This is a genomic window from Streptomyces sp. CO7, from assembly GCF_053474865.1.
Genome location: NZ_JBRIOU010000002.1, coordinates 423051 through 439696 on the forward strand (window position 1 = coordinate 423051; position 16646 = coordinate 439696).

At 71.6% G+C, this 16646-nt stretch carries 10 protein-coding genes; 6 read left to right on the forward strand and 4 right to left on the reverse strand.

The window, feature by feature from the left end; genetic code table 11:
• Positions 1–161 precede the first annotated feature (161 nt).
• Both ACOV8S_RS03845 and ACOV8S_RS03850 read right to left on the reverse strand, forming a co-directional pair.
• Positions 162–545, reverse strand: coding sequence for an NTP pyrophosphohydrolase (locus tag ACOV8S_RS03845; RefSeq protein ID WP_448316104.1), 384 nt, complete (start codon positions 543–545; stop codon positions 162–164).
• A 37-nt stretch (positions 546–582) separates the two neighbouring features.
• On the reverse strand, positions 583–1671 hold the full coding sequence (locus ACOV8S_RS03850) for an LCP family protein (RefSeq protein WP_448316105.1): 1089 nt from the start codon (positions 1669–1671) through the stop codon (positions 583–585).
• A 114-nt stretch (positions 1672–1785) separates the two neighbouring features.
• On the opposite strand from ACOV8S_RS03850, the gene galE reads away from it, so the two are divergent.
• From galE to ACOV8S_RS03880, 6 genes are all read left to right on the forward strand, one after another.
• Complete coding sequence (gene galE / locus ACOV8S_RS03855; protein WP_448316106.1) at positions 1786–2772, forward strand: UDP-glucose 4-epimerase GalE; 987 nt, start codon at positions 1786–1788, stop codon at positions 2770–2772.
• 75 nt (positions 2773–2847) lie between these two features.
• Positions 2848–3951 (forward strand): hypothetical protein, encoded by a 1104-nt coding sequence (locus tag ACOV8S_RS03860; protein ID WP_448316107.1) that lies wholly within the window; start codon positions 2848–2850, stop codon positions 3949–3951.
• Between the two features lie 34 nt (positions 3952–3985).
• The gene (locus ACOV8S_RS03865; RefSeq protein WP_448316108.1) at positions 3986–5560 is read left to right on the forward strand and encodes a hypothetical protein; all 1575 of its coding nucleotides are present in this window, start codon (positions 3986–3988) and stop codon (positions 5558–5560) included.
• Positions 5561–5771: 211 nt separating this feature from the next.
• Positions 5772–6995, forward strand: coding sequence for a CDP-alcohol phosphatidyltransferase family protein (locus tag ACOV8S_RS03870; RefSeq protein WP_448316109.1), 1224 nt, complete (start codon positions 5772–5774; stop codon positions 6993–6995).
• Positions 6992–11476, forward strand: a complete 4485-nt coding sequence (locus ACOV8S_RS03875; protein ID WP_448316110.1) for a bifunctional glycosyltransferase/CDP-glycerol:glycerophosphate glycerophosphotransferase — start codon at positions 6992–6994, stop codon at positions 11474–11476. The genes ACOV8S_RS03870 and ACOV8S_RS03875 overlap by 4 nt, the downstream gene beginning before the upstream one ends.
• 33 nt (positions 11477–11509) lie before the next feature.
• Positions 11510–12790, forward strand: coding sequence for a phosphodiester glycosidase family protein (locus ACOV8S_RS03880; RefSeq protein ID WP_448316111.1), 1281 nt, complete (start codon positions 11510–11512; stop codon positions 12788–12790).
• An 87-nt stretch (positions 12791–12877) separates the two neighbouring features.
• Here the strand turns inward: ACOV8S_RS03880 and ACOV8S_RS03885 are convergent, their stop codons facing one another.
• Complete coding sequence (locus ACOV8S_RS03885) at positions 12878–15007, reverse strand: 3-hydroxyacyl-CoA dehydrogenase NAD-binding domain-containing protein (RefSeq protein WP_448316112.1); 2130 nt, start codon at positions 15005–15007, stop codon at positions 12878–12880.
• Positions 15004–16245: a thiolase family protein gene (locus ACOV8S_RS03890; protein WP_448316113.1), complete on the reverse strand. Its 1242-nt coding sequence runs from the start codon at positions 16243–16245 to the stop codon at positions 15004–15006. Before ACOV8S_RS03890 ends, ACOV8S_RS03885 begins: the two co-directional genes overlap by 4 nt.
• Between the last annotated feature and the right edge of the window lie 401 nt (positions 16246–16646).

Here is a 16646-nt window from a genome sequence, read left to right on the forward strand (position 1 = left end):
GCAGTCACGGGCGGCGCCCCGGGCAGCGGCGCCCGCGCAGCCGTCCGGCCCCGTACGGCGGCCGCGGGCGCGCCCGGAGCAGCCAGGGTCTGCCGCGTTGCGGTGCCGGCCGCGAGGCGCAGGTGCGGCGGCCGCCGTCGCCCCGAGCACCGCCCGGGGCCTCAGCCCCGGGCGGTGCGGGGCCCCGTGACGTCGGCGCCGAGAGACACGACCCGGCGGCGGAGTTCACGGTCGGCGGTGACCACCAGGCACGGCCGCCCGGGCCGCGCCGCGGCGACCAGGTCGACGACGAGGTCGTCCCCGCTCCCGCCCGCGGACTCCACCCGCACGCCCGGAACCGACTCCACCCCGCGCGCCGCGCCCTCGACGACCAGGACGATCTCCACCGCGCCCGTCGCGCCGGGCAGCCCGGGCAGCCCCTGCGAGGCGAGCCGGTCGCGCAGCCGCTCCGCCGCTCCCCGCCGGTCCCGCCACCACCCGTCGGGCACCGAGCCGACCACGTTGGCCGCGTCGACGATCACCAGCAGCGGCAGGTCCTGATCCATGGGCCCAGCCTTCCAGACGCCCGGCCCGGCCGACGGCTCAGGACGCGGCGGGGGACATCCGCGCCGACTCCGGCACCGCCTCGTCGGACCGGATCGCCTTCCACAGCGCCGTCGCCCGCGGCTCGGCCGGCACCACCCGGTTGGGGTCGGCCTTGTCGTACTCCACCGGCAGCATGACCGTGTCCATCGAGGCCGGGTCGACCCCGTTCAGGCTCTGCCCGAAGTCGGCGAGCGAGGTGAGCGAGGCCAGCTCCGCGTCGGTGGTGAGGGCCTCGGTCAGGGTGTCCGCGATGCGGTAGGTCTTGGCCGGGTCGCCCAGCAGGTCCTGCTGCTTGATCTCGGACAGCAGGGCGACCAGGAACTGCTGCTGCAGCCCGATCCGCCCCAGGTCGCTCCCGTCCCCGACGCCGTGCCGAGTGCGGACGAACGCCAGCGACTCCCTGCCGTCCAGACGGTGCGTGCCGGCGGCGAGCTCCAGGCCGCTGGAGGTGTCGTGGATGTCCTGGTCGACCGTGACGGTCACTCCGCCGATCGCGTCCACCAGCTCCTTGAAGCCGGCGAAGTCGATCTCCATGTAGTGGTCCATCCGGACCCCGGACATCTTCTCGACGGTCTTCACCACACAGGCCGGACCGACCTGCGCGTACACGGAGTTGAACATCACCCGGTCCGCCGCCGGAACGGTGCCGCCGTCCGCCGAGACGCACTTCGGCCGGTGGACCAGGGTGTCGCGCGGGATGCTCACCGCGACGGCTTCGGTGCGGCCCTCGGGTATGTGCATCACCAGCGCCGTGTCGGACCGCGCCCCGGCGACCTTGCCCCCGTCCAGCGCGCCGTTGGCCCCGGCGCGCGAGTCGGAGCCGAGGACGAGGATGTTCTGCCCCGAGGTCGGCAGCTTCCCGGGACGGTCGTCGCCGAGGGCCTCCTCCAGGTCGACGGAGTCGATGTTGGAGTCGAGCCCCGCGTACAGCCAGTACGCCGCGCCGCCGGCGGCCAGCACCAGGACCAGCAGCGTCAGCAGCGCGATCCGGCCGCGCCCGCGGCGACGCCGCCCGCGCCGGTCCGGGGCTCTGCGGTCCGAGCGGCGTCCGGACGCGGGCGGGTGTGCCGCCGAGGTGTGGCTCATGGTGGTGCGGTCCTCAGAAGTCGTGCACAAGTGATCACAACGGGGCAGGGGCCGCGAACCGAATGTCGACATGTGCTCAATACGTGAACTTGAATGAAGAACTAGTATGCGCCCATGGCATGGATGATTACAGGTGGGGCGGGATTCATCGGGGCGCACGTGGTCCGCGCGATGCGGGCGGCGGGCGAGGAGGTCGTGGTGTACGACGACCTCTCCACCGGTGACCCGGTCAGGGTCCCGGACGGCGTGACCCTGGTGAAGGGCTCCACCCTGGACGGTGCACTGCTGCGCAGGACGCTGGCGGACCTCGGTATCCGTGGTGTGGTGCATCTCGCGGCCAAGAAGCAGGTCGCCGAATCGGTGGCACGGCCGCTGTACTACTACCGGGAGAACGTGCACGGCCTGCAGACGTTGCTGGAGGCGGCGGCGGACACCGGTGTGCGTGAGTTCCTCTTCTCCTCGTCGGCCGCGGTGTACGGGATGCCCGACGTCGGCACGGTGACGGAGGAGACGCCCTGCGCGCCGATCAATCCCTACGGCGAGACCAAGCTCGTGGGGGAGTGGATGGTGCGCGCCACCGGCCGGGCGCACGGCATGCGGACCGCCTGTCTGCGCTACTTCAACGTGGCCGGCGCGGCCGAGGCGGCCCTCGCGGACACCGGCGTCTTCAATCTGGTCCCCATGGTGTTCGAGAAGCTGACCGAGGGCTCCGCCCCCGTGATCTTCGGTGACGACTACGACACCGAGGACGGGTCCTGCGTGCGGGACTTCATCCACGTCGAGGACATCGCCTCGGCCCACCTCGCGGCGGCGCGTGCCCTGACGGCGCGGGAGCCCGGCAGCGACCTGACGGTCAACATCGGCCGGGGGCAGGGTGTCTCGGTGCGCGAGATGATCGCTCTGATCGGCGAGGTGACCGGCCACGGCGCGGCCGCCGCGCCGGTGGTGGCGCCGCGCAGGCCCGGTGATCCCGCCCGCGTCGTCGCCTCGGCCGACCGCATCCGCGGCGAGCTGGGCTGGGAGGCGCGGCACGACGCCGCCTCGATGGTGGCCTCCGCCTGGGAGGGGTGGCGCCTGCGCCACCCCGAAGCGCGACGCTGACACTGCTGAGCAACTCTTGAAAGGCGCCGGGGACCGCAGCGGCCCCCCGGCGCCTCCGGAAGGACGACACGGAGCATGCGGTCCACCTCCCCGCCCGGGCACGAGCAGCGTGCCGCGGGCCGTTCGCCAGGGTTCGAAGCCTCCCGGGCCGTGGTGTCGGGGCTGTGGCTGCTCGGAGCTCCCGACGGGCGGCTCATCGCGTTCGCGCACGTCGGAGAGACGATCCTGCGGTGGACGGAGAGCCGGCCCGGGAGCGCCGAATGGCTCGGCCCCGACACCCTGCCCGCCAGGAACCTCTCGCACGTCACCGTCGTACAGGGGGAGAACCGGTACGCCCATGTGGTGGGCCGCCGGGTGAGGGACGCCGGCACGGACTCGCCGGTGGTGGATCTCGTCTACGCGATCCAGTACCAGGCCGGCCGTCCGATGAGCGAATGGCGGTCGATCGGCAACCCGCACGCCAAGCGTGAGCGGACGCCCCTGATGGGGCAGGCGACCGCGGCGGTCAACACCGGCGGCGTCCTTCACGTTCTCGTCCCCACGGCCGAGGGCCGGATCTCGATGCGCCGCGAGGACGCGCAGGGGCGCTGGGAGGCATGGACGGACCTGCGGGTGACCGCGGCCCTCGACACCCCCGTGGCGGTACCGACCTCCACCGGGCACCTGGAGATCGTGGCCCCTGCCCCTACCGGCGTCCTGACGTGGTACCAGCAGAGCCCCGGAGCCGGACCGCAGAGGGGACAGGACCTCGGGGTGATCCCCGTGCCCGGGTCGATCACCGGCCTGGAGACCTCCCCCGGCCGGGTGACCTACTACCTGACCGATGTCCGCGGCGGCATGGTCGCCGTCCGGGCAGGGGAGTGGCCGGTGCCTCTGGAAGGGGATCCGGGCGACGGACGCCACGCGGCGGTGAGCACCGTCCTCGACGGGTACCCCTGCACGGTGCTGGCGCACCGCGGCGCCCACGGCAGGATCATGCTGGGGGTCTGTGTCGCCGAGGACGAGCGCAACGGGGTCTGGTGGACGGACACCGGGCAGGTCTGCCTCGGTGACCCGGTGCTCGCGCTGGACGGCCACGGACGGGTGGTGGTGTCGGCGGTCGCCGTCGACGGAACGATCACCCTGGCGCATCAGGAGGACGGCCCGGGGCTCACCCTGGGCGGCTGGAGCCGGATATGACCCCCAGGAGTTCGGCGGAGAAGGACGAAGAGGCATGACGCGCAGGACCGACCGACGCACGCCCCTCGGGGACGACCGGAACGCGGACCGGCCGGTCGTGGTCGCCGTGGTCGTCCCGGAGCCCGCCGACGCCATTCCGCTGGTCATGCTCGCGGAGGCGGGATCGGACCTCGCCGTGGTTGCTCTGCGGGCCGGAACGGGGGAGGGCTCGGCGGCACTGGAGCGCGCCCTGGCGCAGGCCGCGGACCGGGGCTGTCTCGTCTCCCGCCGGCCCCGGGTGCTGGACGTCGAGGCCGCCGACTGCGCCGGGGCCCTGCGCGAGGAACTCGGCCGCATCGCCCCCGCGGGACTGCTGACGCTGGACCCCGACCCGGAACACGTCTCCTTCGACGAGGCGAGCGGCACCCCGGGGCACCAGGAGCCCCCCGCCCGCGCCCTTGTGGCGGCGGGAGCGCTCACCGCGGCGCGGGCGCTCCAGCTGGAGACCCGCAACCCCGTGGAGGTGGACTGCCTGCGCGCCGGGGCCGATCCCCGTCTCGGCATGGCCGCCTGCCGCAGGTATCCGGCACCGGTCAACTGGCTGACCACCGGGTTCGACGGGAGGCTGACCGCTGTCGGGATCACGGCCGCCGGGGTGGTGCGGTGGCACCAGGAGCTGCCCGACGACTCCGCCTGGCGGGGACCGGAGCTGCTGGACGGCCCGGTGCTGGCGCCGGGTCTCGCCGTGGTGCACGACCCCCACGGCTTCCCGCACTTCTTCGGGCTCAGCCGCACACCGCGGGAGGACGGCGGGGTGGACGTCGCCGTGGTGCACACGGCGCAGTTCCGCACCGGGCGGACGCCGACGCCCTGGAACGTGCTCGGCGCGCCGAACCAGGCCGACTGGCGCCGTGGCAGGGAGACCGGATTCCCGGCCGCGGCCTTCGACGGCGCGGGCAACCTCTTCGTGTTCGTCCGGAACTTCGGCCACAGCATCAGCTGCCGGCGCCGGACGGCGGACGGGGCGTGGGCGCCGTGGCAGCACCTGGGCGGCACCCGGGTCGCCGACGACCTGGTGGCGGTGACGACGCCGCACGGCGGGGTGGAGGTGTACGCCCGCGCACGGGACACCGATGCCGTCGTGCGCTGGCACCTCGGTCAGGACGGGGCGTGGGCGGAGGACCGGACGGTCCCCTTCGCGGTGCGGCCCGGCAGCATGGCGCCCGCGCCGGAACCCGGAGCCGTCCACTTCCGCGACCTGCGCACCAACGCCGCCGCGGCGTGGTGGCCGGGCGTCCACGCGCCCCTTCCTATCGGGGACGTCGAGGGCAGCGGGCCGCCGGCCACCGCGCACGGGGCGCGGGCGGACGGGTGGGCCTACTCGCTCCTGGCCCGCTCCGGCGCCACGGCTACCGGAGGGCTGGGGGCCTACCCCGAGGGCCGGCCGGGTCCCGACCTCTGGTGGCAGGACTTCCCGGCCCCCGCCCGCGGCGCCGTGGCCGTCGCCGTCACCCGCGAGGGCCGCACCGTGGTGGCGGTCCGGGAGGCCGGCCGGCGCCTGCTGCTGGCGCGGCAGCGAGGGCCGTCCGACCCTCTGACGCTCGGAGCCTGGCACATCGTGGGCCACTGAGACATGAGACAAGGCGATGGTTGTACGCGATCGCTTGTGACTTTTCCCGCGTCAGTCAAGGACTGAAACAGGGCTGAGTTGGTGAAAGTTTTGTTAATGTTCAACTCTCAATGAAACCCTGTGCAGCCCTGGGTTCATCTGTGCTGCCCTGGGGGTGGGGCGAAAAGGGGCAGGAGCAGGGCGCTGATCCGTCCTGTGTGGCTGAGGAACTATGACCAAGCTGTCCCTGAGGGCTGTCCAGAAGCTGACCGTCAAGAAGCGGGACGCCTGGTGGACCGTCTTTCTCGTCGATCCCGTCGCCACCCGCCTGCTGATCGTCTTCGCGCGTTTCCGCTTCATCACGCCGAACCGCGTGACCTGGGCGGCGCTCTTCGTCGGCCTGGCGTCCGCCGGCTTCTTCCTCAAGGGCGACACCCGGTCACTGCTGATCGGCGCCCTGCTCTACCACGTCAGCTTCATCCTCGACTGCATCGACGGGAAGCTGGCCCGGCTCAAGGGCAACGGCAGCGTCTTCGGCGGCTGGCTGGACTACGTCTTCGACCGCATCCGCGTCCTCTTCTGCGCCCTCGCCCTGATGGGCGGCCAGTTCCTGCGCACCGACGACGAGCGCTATCTGCTGGCGGCCCTGGGCGTGGTCTTCCTCGACATGCTCCGGTACGTCGACGCCCTGCAGATCTACAAGATGCGCCAGTCCATGCGCGCCAAGATCGAGAAGCTCACCGCGGAGCGCGAGGAGGCCGACCGGGCCGAGCGCGAGCGTCATGCCCGGGCCCGGGCCGACGCCGGGCCGGTCCTCTTCATGGAGGACCTGCTCCGGGACAACCCGCACCTGCGCGCCGAACAGCTCCGGGAGCAGGCGCAGGCCGGGGCGGCCAACGTGATCGACCTGCACGAGCAGTTCCGCGACCAGTTCCCCTGGTACACCAGGGTCCGCAGGATGCTGCTGCGCACCCGCATCAGGCCGCACCTGATCAGCGGCATCGAGTTCCAGATGTTCGTGTTCATCGTGGGACCGCTGATCGGGAGGATCCTGTGGACCACCGCGGTCTCGGCCGTGCTGCTGATGCTCTTCGAGTTCGTGATCATGTACAAGTTCTGGCTGTCCACGCGTGACTTCAGCCGCGTCATGGAGGAGCTGAGCCCCGCCCCGGCGAGCGTCGGGACCATCGCGCCCGAACTGCACCGGGGGCGCCACCGCCGGGCCGCCCAGGAGGCGCTGCTCGCCGACGAGCGCTACAGCGCGCCGGAACCCGGCGAGGACCCGGGCTTCCAGCCCTACCCGCAGCCCAACGACCTCTACGACGCGTACGGCTTTCCGCTGCAGGCGGGGTCCTCCTTCCCCCACGGCCACGACGACAACGTTTTCCACCCCTACCCGGAAGCGGCCCCGGCGGCGCAGGGCGGACACCAGGGATCCTGGGGGAACAACCGATGAGACAGCTCCAGGACGGGGACAACTCCTGGGTGACGGTGGTCATCCCCGCGTACAACGCGGCGACCACCATCGGAAAGGCCCTCCAGTCGGCCCTGAACCAGACCTACGAGCTGGTCGAGGTCCTCGTCGTCGACGACGCGTCGACCGACTCGACGCTCGAGGTGGTGGGCAACTTCGCCGGCAACGACAACAGGGTGCGCGTCCTGAACCGCACCGAGAACAGCGGAGGCGTCGGGGCGCCCCGCAACTGGGGCATCGCCCAGGCGAGCGGCCGGTGGATCATGTTCCTCGACGCCGACGACGAACTGCCGCCGCGCGCCTGCGAGCTGCTGGTCGCCAGCGCGCTGGAGAGCGGGAGCGACATCACGGCGGGCAAGGCCCTGCGGGTCAACCGGGACACCGGCGAGTCGGAACCCTGGGCGCCCGAGGTCTACGCGATGAGCCGCACCGTCGCGAACCTCGAGGAGTTCCCGACCCTGCTGTCCGACCCGATCGCCGCGGCCAAGCTCTACAGCGTGGACTTCCTCCGCTCGGCCGGAGTGTGGTTCCCCGAGGGCGTCTTCTACGAGGACACCTACTTCTCCACGGTGGCCGGTTGCCTGGCGCGCGGGATCACCATCGTCACCGACCCCGTCTACCGCTGGCTCTGGGAGACCCAGGGCGCGTCGATCACCGGGCGTACCGGCGAGCTGCGGAGCATCCTCGACCGGATCACCGTGCACCGTGCCACGGACCAGTTCCTCCTCGACCGCGGCCTGTGGTCCCTGAAGGTGCGCAAGGACTCCAAGTTCCTCGCCCATGACCTGAGGCTGTACATGAGGGCCCTGGCGGAGGGCGACGCCGCCTTCCAGCAGGACTTCGCCGAGGTCGTCAGCGCCTACCTCTTCTCCGTCAGCGAGGAGGCGTTCGAGCTGTGCGGGCCGGTCGACCGGGTCCGTGCCTTCTTCCTCATGTACCAGGACACCGAGGGCGCGCTGACCACGCTGGACTACGCCCAGCGAAAGAGTGTCTTCTCCTCCTACCTGGTGGAGGAGGACGGCCGCGTCTACTGGTCCGGTGACCACCTCCACCTCCCCGACGCGCGCCGCATGCTCGACGTCACCGAACTCGGCCTCTCCGCCGCGCCCCTGTCCCAGGTGCCGCTCTACGCCCAGCTCAACGGCTGGGGCATCGACGAGGGCGAGCTGTCCTACGAGGGCCACCTGGTCAACCGCTTCGGCCGGATCGGCGCCGGCGACAACGTGTCGGTCTACCTGGCCGTCCGCAACCGCCACACCAAGAAGGACGTCGTCGTCCCGGTCCCCGGCGTCGCTGTGGACGAGCGGTTCGTGGTCTTCAAGGGCACCGCGGGCCTGGGCACGCTGCTCGGCGACGACCTCTCCGAGAGCACGGTGTGGAACGTCTCGCTCATCGTGGAGTGGAACCGCAGCCGCTCCCGCTCCGCGCTGAACGTGCGGGACATGGAGCTGGACGAGTTCACCTTCGTGCGGGACGGCGAGGAGTACGAGGGCTACCGCACCGTCAGCGGCAACCTCGCCCTCCGGTCCGCCGCGTCCGGCCGGCGTGACTTCGAAACCGACCAGAGCGACCCGAACGCCCCCTGGATGTGGTGGCGCGGCCGCCTCCACCCGCCGATCCGCCACCTGGACCGGCCCTACGAGCTCGCCGTCGTCGTGCCCTGCTACAACGTGGCCAAGTACCTGGAGGACTGCCTCGGCTCGATCGCCGCACAGCGGGGCTTCGACGCCACCCAGGTCATCCTGGTCGACGACGGCGCCACGGACGAGACGCCGCAGATCCTCGACCACTTCGCCGAGTTCTACGCCAACGTCACCGTGGTGCACCAGACCAACGGCGGACTGGGCAACGCGCGGAACAACGGCCTCGAGCAGGTGGCCGCCCCCTACGTCACCTTCCTCGACTCGGACGACATCCTCGGCCCCGACGCCCTGCACCTCATGCTGCAGGCGGCGCGCCGCGACGGCAGCGAGGTCGTCGTGGGGGACCTGGTCAACTTCCCCGACCGCCCGTACGGTCCCTGGAAGGCGTACTTCGGCTCCGGCGACCGCCTGATCGAGGACTTCGCCGACACTCCCGACCTGATCTTCAGCGGTTCCGCGTGCAACAAGCTGTTCAGCACGGACCTGCTCCGCCGGCTCGGCCTCAAGTTCGGCGAGGGCGTGCACTTCGAGGACGCCTGGGCCACGCTGCCGGCGATGCTGCGGGCCAAGGGCATCAGCATCGTCGACGCTCCGGTCTACTACTACCGCGGGCGTCCCGACGGGTCGTCGATCATGGACTCGTTGTGGAGCAAGCCCGCGAACTACCGCGACCACCTGCGGCTGAACCAGTTCCTGCTCAACTACTCCGCCGCCGAGCGGCCCGAGATACGGCGGATGTTCCACCGCTACGTGGTCCGCACCTACAAGGGCTTCCTGTGCAACGCCCGGAACGTCCTCAGCCGCTCGCAGCTCGCGCGGATGTTCCACGAACTGCACGGGCACTACGCGCGCGTTCCCGACGAGGTGATCCTGGAACTCGTCACCAACCCGGCGCAGCTGCTCGACCACTACGCCGCCAAGAGCGGCAACTTCGAGCTGTTCTGCGATCCGGCGCCCGCCCTGGAGGCGGCTCCGCTCCGACTCGAGGTCGACGACGACGGCTTCCACCGCACGTTCGCCGGAGGCGTCCTCGAGACGGCGACGGCGCGGGTCGCCGACCCCAACGTGGTGGTGGAGTCCGTGCGCAGCCGGGGAGAGGTCCTGGTGGTCGAGGGCTGCATGGCGTTCCCCGGCATGGACATCGCCGGCCGGCTGGAGAACCCGCTGGAGTTCGTCTACCAGAAGGGCGACGTCAAGATCGCCGTGCCGCTGGTGCAGGTCTACCGGCGTGACCTGTGGAACGCCCGCAACAAGCGGGACCTGTACGCGGGCTTCTACGCCGAGATACCCGTGGAGAAGCTCGCCGAGGAAGGCTTCGGCGTCGGCGACTTCCGGCTGAGGGTGCACCGCGTCGACCGCACCAGGCACCGCAACGTGGTGATGAGGGCACGGCTGCCGCTGCACCGCTTGAAGGGGCAGGGACGGCTCGGCCGCTACCGGTACATGCTGACCATCGGCGACCGGGACGCCCTGCACATGCGCATCGTCGACAAGAGCGTGACGGCCAGGACCCGGCACGCGCTGTGGCGGACCCGGCGCGAGATCCGCATCCTGAGCAAGCGCAACCCCGGATGGCGCATGCGCCTCGCCTACTGGCTCATGTGGCCGCTGCTGGCCGGACGGGAGATCTGGCTCATCGGCGAGCGCTCCGACACGGCCCAGGACAACTCCTACCACTTCTTCAAGTGGATGCGGACGAACCGCAGACGCCGCAAGATCTACTACGTCATCGACGGAAACGCGCCGGACCACGCCAAGGTCGCGAAGTACGGCCAGGTGATCAAGCTGGGGTCCTTCAAGCACCGCATGTACCTGCTGCACGCGACCAAGCTGATCGGCTCCTACGACTCCGAGTCCTACCTGGTGCCCGAGGGCTACCGGAAGGTCCTCTTCCTGCACCGGTTCGGCGAACTGCTCTCCTACCAGCGCGTCTTCCTGCAGCACGGAGTGACGTACAACGACGTCACCTCCGGTGCGGACCACCGCATCGCCAGTTACGACCTGCTCGTGACGGCAGGCCGTCAGGAGGAGGAGTTCTTCAACCACGAGGCCGGTTACCGCGACCGGGCCGTGATGGCCGGCTTCCCGCGCTACGACGCGCTGCAGCCGATCCGCAAGGGGAAGCCGAGGATCCTGCTGATGCCCACCTGGCGCCAGTGGATCGTCACCGCCTCCTACAAGAAGTCCGCGGGGCCGGCCAGGACGACGTTCACCCAGTCCGAGTACTTCCGGTTCTACCGCGCGCTGCTGCACGACCCGCGCCTGGCCGCGGAACTGGAGCGGCGCGGAGTGGAGCTGGAGTTCTTCCCGCACTACGAGATCCGTCCCTACCTGCGGCACTTCACCCCTCAGTCGCCCGCCGTCCACGTGGCCGACCCGACCACCCGCAACGTCCAGGAGGCCATGAGGGAGTGCTCCCTGATGGTGACCGACTACTCGTCCGTCTTCTTCGACGTCGCCTACATGGGGACGCCCTTGGTGCACGTGCCCTTCGACGAGGAGGACTTCTACGGGCGGCACTACAAGCGCGGGTACTTCAACCTCTCCGAGCACGGGTTCGGCCCGGTCTGCCGGACGGTCGACGATGCCGTGGACGAGATCATCCGTTCCATCGAGTTCGGCTTCGTCGTCGAGAGCCCGTACCGGGAGCGCGTGCAGAGCTTCTTCGGGCACCGGGACACGGACAACTGCCTGCGCGTCTTCGAGGCGATCGATGCCCTGGGCGACGTGCCGGCGGCCGAGCTCGCGCCGGACGGCCCGGTGGGAGCCCTGCCGGCGGCCGCGGAGACGACGACCGACAGGTGGGTCGGTGCGGCCTGACGGACCCCCGGCCCACACCCTCCGCACCGGCTGATGCGCCGGTTCGTCCCGCGGTTCTGGCCGGCGGTCGCCGCCGCGCTGGCCCTGCTGCTCGTCTCCTGCGGCGGGGCCGAGCCGCAGGCCCGGCAGGGGGCGGCGCCGCACGCCACCGGTGCGCGGCCCGCGATGCCCCGGGGAGTGACGTACCACGCCGCGACCCGGCTGCTCGAGGACGGACAGCCCGTCCGGCTGCACGTGCTGACGGTGGCCCGGGACGCCGACGTCACGGTCCGTGGCGTGCACGGCGAGGACCTGGCCACCGCGCGGACGGTCCGTGAGATGACCGACGGTGCCGTCGCCGCGGTGAACGGGTCGTTCTTCGACATCGCCACCGGTGTGCATTTCGGGGGGTACGAGGGCGACCCGCTGGGGGCCTACGGCACCGATGGGGAGCTGCTGAGCGAGGCGCTGAACGGCACGACCTCACTGGTGCTGGGCGACGGGGCCCGGCCGCGGATCACCGCACTGTCGACCGCCTCGACGGTGACCTCCTCGGACGGCGCGGCCCGCACCGTGGACGGGATCGACCGCCGGCCGGGACGGATCCTCGGCTGCGGGGGCGTCGGCGGTGACCGGTCGGCGGGCACGGCCGGGACCGTCACCGCACCCGCGCGGGGCCGGCTCTGCGTGGACCCCTCCGAGATCGTCGACTTCCGCCCCCAGTGGGGGGCGCGCTCACCGGACGCCGGACCGGGGAGCGTCGAGGCGGTCCTGGACGGCCACGGGCGGGTGACGGCACTGCGTTCGCCCGCCGGAGGAGCCGTTCCGCCCGTGGGCAGGACCCTGGTGGGCACCGGCGAAGGTGCCCGGTGGCTGCGGAGCCACGGCGCGGTGGGGAGCGTCCTCACCGTGACCCACAGGACGACGGACGACGCCGGCCGAGAGGTGGGCGGCGCAGGGGTGTCCGTTCTCGGTGCCGGACCCCGCCTCGTCCGTGACGGGCGCGTCCGGGTCGACGCGGCGGCCGACGGCTTCCCGGACACCGTCCTCGTGCCCAGGGAGCCCCGGACCCTCGCCGGAGTGACGTCGGACGGCTCCCTCCTGCTGGTCGTCGTCGACGGCCGCCGGCCCGGCGCCAGCGTGGGGGTACGGCTGGACGAGGCGGCCCGGATACTCGTCTCGCTCGGCGCGTCGGACGCCATGAACCTGGACGGCGGCGGTTCCAGCACCATGGTCGTCGCCGGCCGGCTCCGCAACCACCCGGCCGAAGTGCCCGGACGCACCGGCGAGGAGCGGAAGGTGGCGACCGCGCTCGCCGTCCTCGCCCGCCCGTGAGAACGGAACCCCACCGGGAGACGGGACGGGAAGCGGAAAGGGCCCCCGCCGGGAGGCGGGGGCCCTTCGCGTCACGCGCCGCAGGTGTTACGCGGGAACCGACGCCACGCCCGGCGCCAGGAACCGCTTGCCGTTGACGCGCTCGGAGACGCCCTCACGGTCCAGGTACGGCGTGATGCCGCCCAGGTGGAAGGGCCAGCCCGCACCGGTGATCAGGCACAGGTCGATGTCCTGCGCCTCGGCCACGACGCCCTCGTCGAGCATCAGGCCGATCTCCTGGGCGACCGCGCCCAGGACCCGCTCGCGGACCTGCTCCTCGGACAGGACGGTGTCGCCCTGCTGCAGGAGGGCGGCGACCTCCGGGTCCAGCTCCGGCTTGCCGGAGTCGTAGACGTAGAAGCCGCGCTTGCCGGCCTCGACGACCCGCTTGAGGTTGCCGGAGACGGTGAAGCGGTCCGGGAACGCGCGGTTGAGCGTCTCGGAGACGTGCAGGCCGATGGCGGGGCCGACCAGCTCCAGGAGCACCAGCGGGGACATCGGCAGGCCCAGCGGCTCGACCGCCTTCTCCGCCACGGCCACCGGGGTGCCCTCGTCGATCACGTTCTGCACCTCGCCCATGAAGCGGGTGAGGATGCGGTTGACGACGAACGCCGGGGCGTCCTTCACCAGTACCGCGGTCTTCCTCAGCTTGCGCGCCACGGCGAACGCCGTGGCCAGCGAGGCGTCGTCGGTCTGCTCGCCGCGGACGATCTCCAGCAGCGGCAGGACGGCGACCGGGTTGAAGAAGTGGAAGCCGACGACCCGCTCGGGGTTCTTCAGCTTCGACGCCATCTCGCTGATCGACAGCGAGGAGGTGTTGGTCGCCAGGATCGCGTGGGCCGGGGCGACGGCCTCGACCTCGGCGAACACCTGCTGCTTGACGCCCATCTCCTCGAAGACGGCCTCGATCACGAAGTCCGCGTCCGAGAAGCCCTCGGCCTTGTCCAGGACACCGGTGACCAGCGCCTTGAGGCGGTTGGCCTTGTCCTGGTTGATGCGGCCCTTGCCGAGCAGCTTGTCGATCTCGGAGTGGACGTAGCCCACACCCTTGTCGATCCGCGCCTGGTCGATGTCGGTGAGCACGACCGGCACCTCGAGGCGGCGCAGGAACAGCAGCGCCAGCTGCGAGGCCATCAGGCCGGCGCCGACGACGCCCACCTTGGTGACCGGGCGGGCCAGCGACTTGTCCGGCGCGCCGGCCGGGCGCTTGGCGCGCTTCTGCACCAGGTTGAAGGCGTACAGGCCCGAGCGCAGCTCGTCGCCCATGATGAGGTCCGCGAGGGCCTCGTCCTCGGCGTCGTAGCCCGCCTGGAGGTCGCCGTCCTTGGCGTTCGCGATGATCTCCAGCGCGCGGTAGGCGGCCGGGGCCGCGCCGTGCACCTTGGAGTCGGCGACGAACCGGCCGCGCTCGACGGCCTGGTCCCAGCCCTCGCCGCGGTCGATCTCCGGGCGGTCGACGACGATCTCGCCCTTGAGGACGGCCGCCGTCCACACCAGCGACTGCTCGAGGAAGTCCGCGCCCTCGAACAGGGCGTCGGCGATGCCCAGTTCGAAGACCTGCTTGCCCTTGAGCTGGCGGTTCTGGCTGAGCGAGTTCTCGATGATCACCGATACGGCCTTGTCCGCGCCGATCAGGTTCGGCAGCAGGGTGCAGCCGCCCCAGCCGGGGACCAGGCCGAGGAAGACCTCGGGGAGGGAGAACGCGGGCAGCGCGGCGGAGACCGTGCGGTACCGGCAGTGCAGACCGACCTCGACGCCGCCGCCCATGGCCGCGCCGTTGTAGTACGCGAAGGTCGGGACGGCCAGGGTGCCCAGACGCTTGAAGACGTCGTGGCCGCCCTTGCCGATCGCCACCGCGTGCTCGCGGTCCTTCAGCGCCTCGACGCCCTTGAGGTCGGCGCCGACGGCGAAGATGAACGGCTTGCCGGTGATACCGATGCCGACGATCTCGCCGGCCGCGGCCTCACGCTCGACCTGGTCGATCGCCACGTCCAGCTTGGCCAGCGACTGCGGGCCGAAGGTGTTCGGCTTGGTGTGGTCGAAGCCGTTGTCCAGGGTGATCAGGGCGAAACGGCCCGCACCCAGGGGGAGGTCGAAGTGGCGCACGTGCGCCTCGGTGACGACCTCGTCGGGGAACAGCTCGGCCGCACCCTTCAGCAGTTCAGCGACGTTGCTCACTTGTCCCCCTCGAAGTTCGGGTTCTCCCAGATGACCGTGGCGCCCATGCCGAGGCCGACGCACATGGTGGTGAGGCCGTAGCGCACGTGCGGCTGGTCCTCGAACTGGCGGGCCAGCTGCGTCATCAGGCGCACGCCGGAGGAGGCCAGCGGGTGACCGTAGGCGATGGCGCCGCCGTACTGGTTGACGCGGGCGTCGTCGTCGGCGATGCCGTAGTGCTCGAGGAAGGCGAGCACCTGGACGGCGAAGGCCTCGTTGATCTCGAACAGGCCGATGTCCTCGATGGACAGGCCGGCCTTGGCGAGGGCCTTCTCGGTGGCCGGGATCGGGCCGTAACCCATGACCTCGGGCTCCACGCCGGCGAAGGCGTAGGAGACCAGGCGCATCTTGACCGGCAGGCCGTTCTCGGTGGCGAACTCCTCGGAGGCGAGGAGGGCCGCGGTGGCGCCGTCGTTCAGACCGGCGGCGTTGCCCGCGGTGACGCGGCCGTGGACGCGGAAGGGCGTCTTGAGGCCGGCCAGGTTCTCCAGCGTGGTGCCCGGGCGCATCGGCTCGTCGGCGGTGACCAGGCCGAAGCCGGTCTCGCCGGCCGACCCCGCGGCGGAGCCGCCATTGGCCGCTGCGGTGCGGCGGACCGAGATCGGGACGAGGTCCTGCTGGATCTTCCCGTTCGCGTACGCCTTGGCGGCCTTCTCCTGGGAGGCGACGGCGTACTTGTCCGCGCGCTCCTTGGTGATCGCCGGGTAGCGGTCGTGCAGGTTCTCGGCGGTCATGCCCATGAACAGGGCGGACTCGTCGACCAGCTTCTCGCTGACCAGCCGCGGGTTCGGGTCGACGCCCTCACCCATGGGGTGGCGGCCCATGTGCTCCACGCCGCCGGCGATGACGGCGTCGTAGGCGCCGAAGGCGATCGAGCCGGCGGTGGTGGTCACCGCGGTCATCGCACCGGCGCACATGCGGTCGATGGAGTAGCCCGGGACGCTCTGCGGGAGACCCGCGAGGACGCCGGCCGTACGGCCCAGGGTCAGGCCCTGGTCGCCGATCTGGGTCGTCGCGGCGATCGCGACCTCGTCGATCTTCGCCGGGTCGAGGTTCGGGTTGCGGCGCAGCAGCTCCCGGATCGACTTCACGACGAGGTCGTCGGCGCGGGTCTCGTGGTAGATGCCCTTCGGGCCCGCCTTGCCGAACGGGGTACGGACGCCGTCGACGAAGACGACGTCCCTGACGGTACGAGGCACGATGGCTCTCCTCCAGGGGTGTGCGGACTGCGGCACTGCTGCGTGATGCTGCGGTGAGGGGCGCGGCTGAGCGCCCGCTCACCGGTCATGCTACTCGCGGGTAACCATTGTGCCCACCCCGGGAGCCCGACGCGTCGAACGTCACACTGCCGCGTGACCCGTGCCGCAGGGTGTCGCCCGCCCGCGGCGCGGGGCCGTCTGCCCGTGCGTGACCGCGCCCGACGCGGCGTGGGGCGTGCGGTCCCGTGCGTACGGACCGCCTGCGCCCGCCCGTGCCCCCCTCTGGGCGGCCCAGCCGCCCGCAGGTGGTCAGGGCCCTGCGCCCTGCGGGCAGTCGTGCCGCTGGGCGGCACGGGTGGGCGCAGGCCGGTGCCGTACGCGCGGGGCGCGGGGTGCCGGGG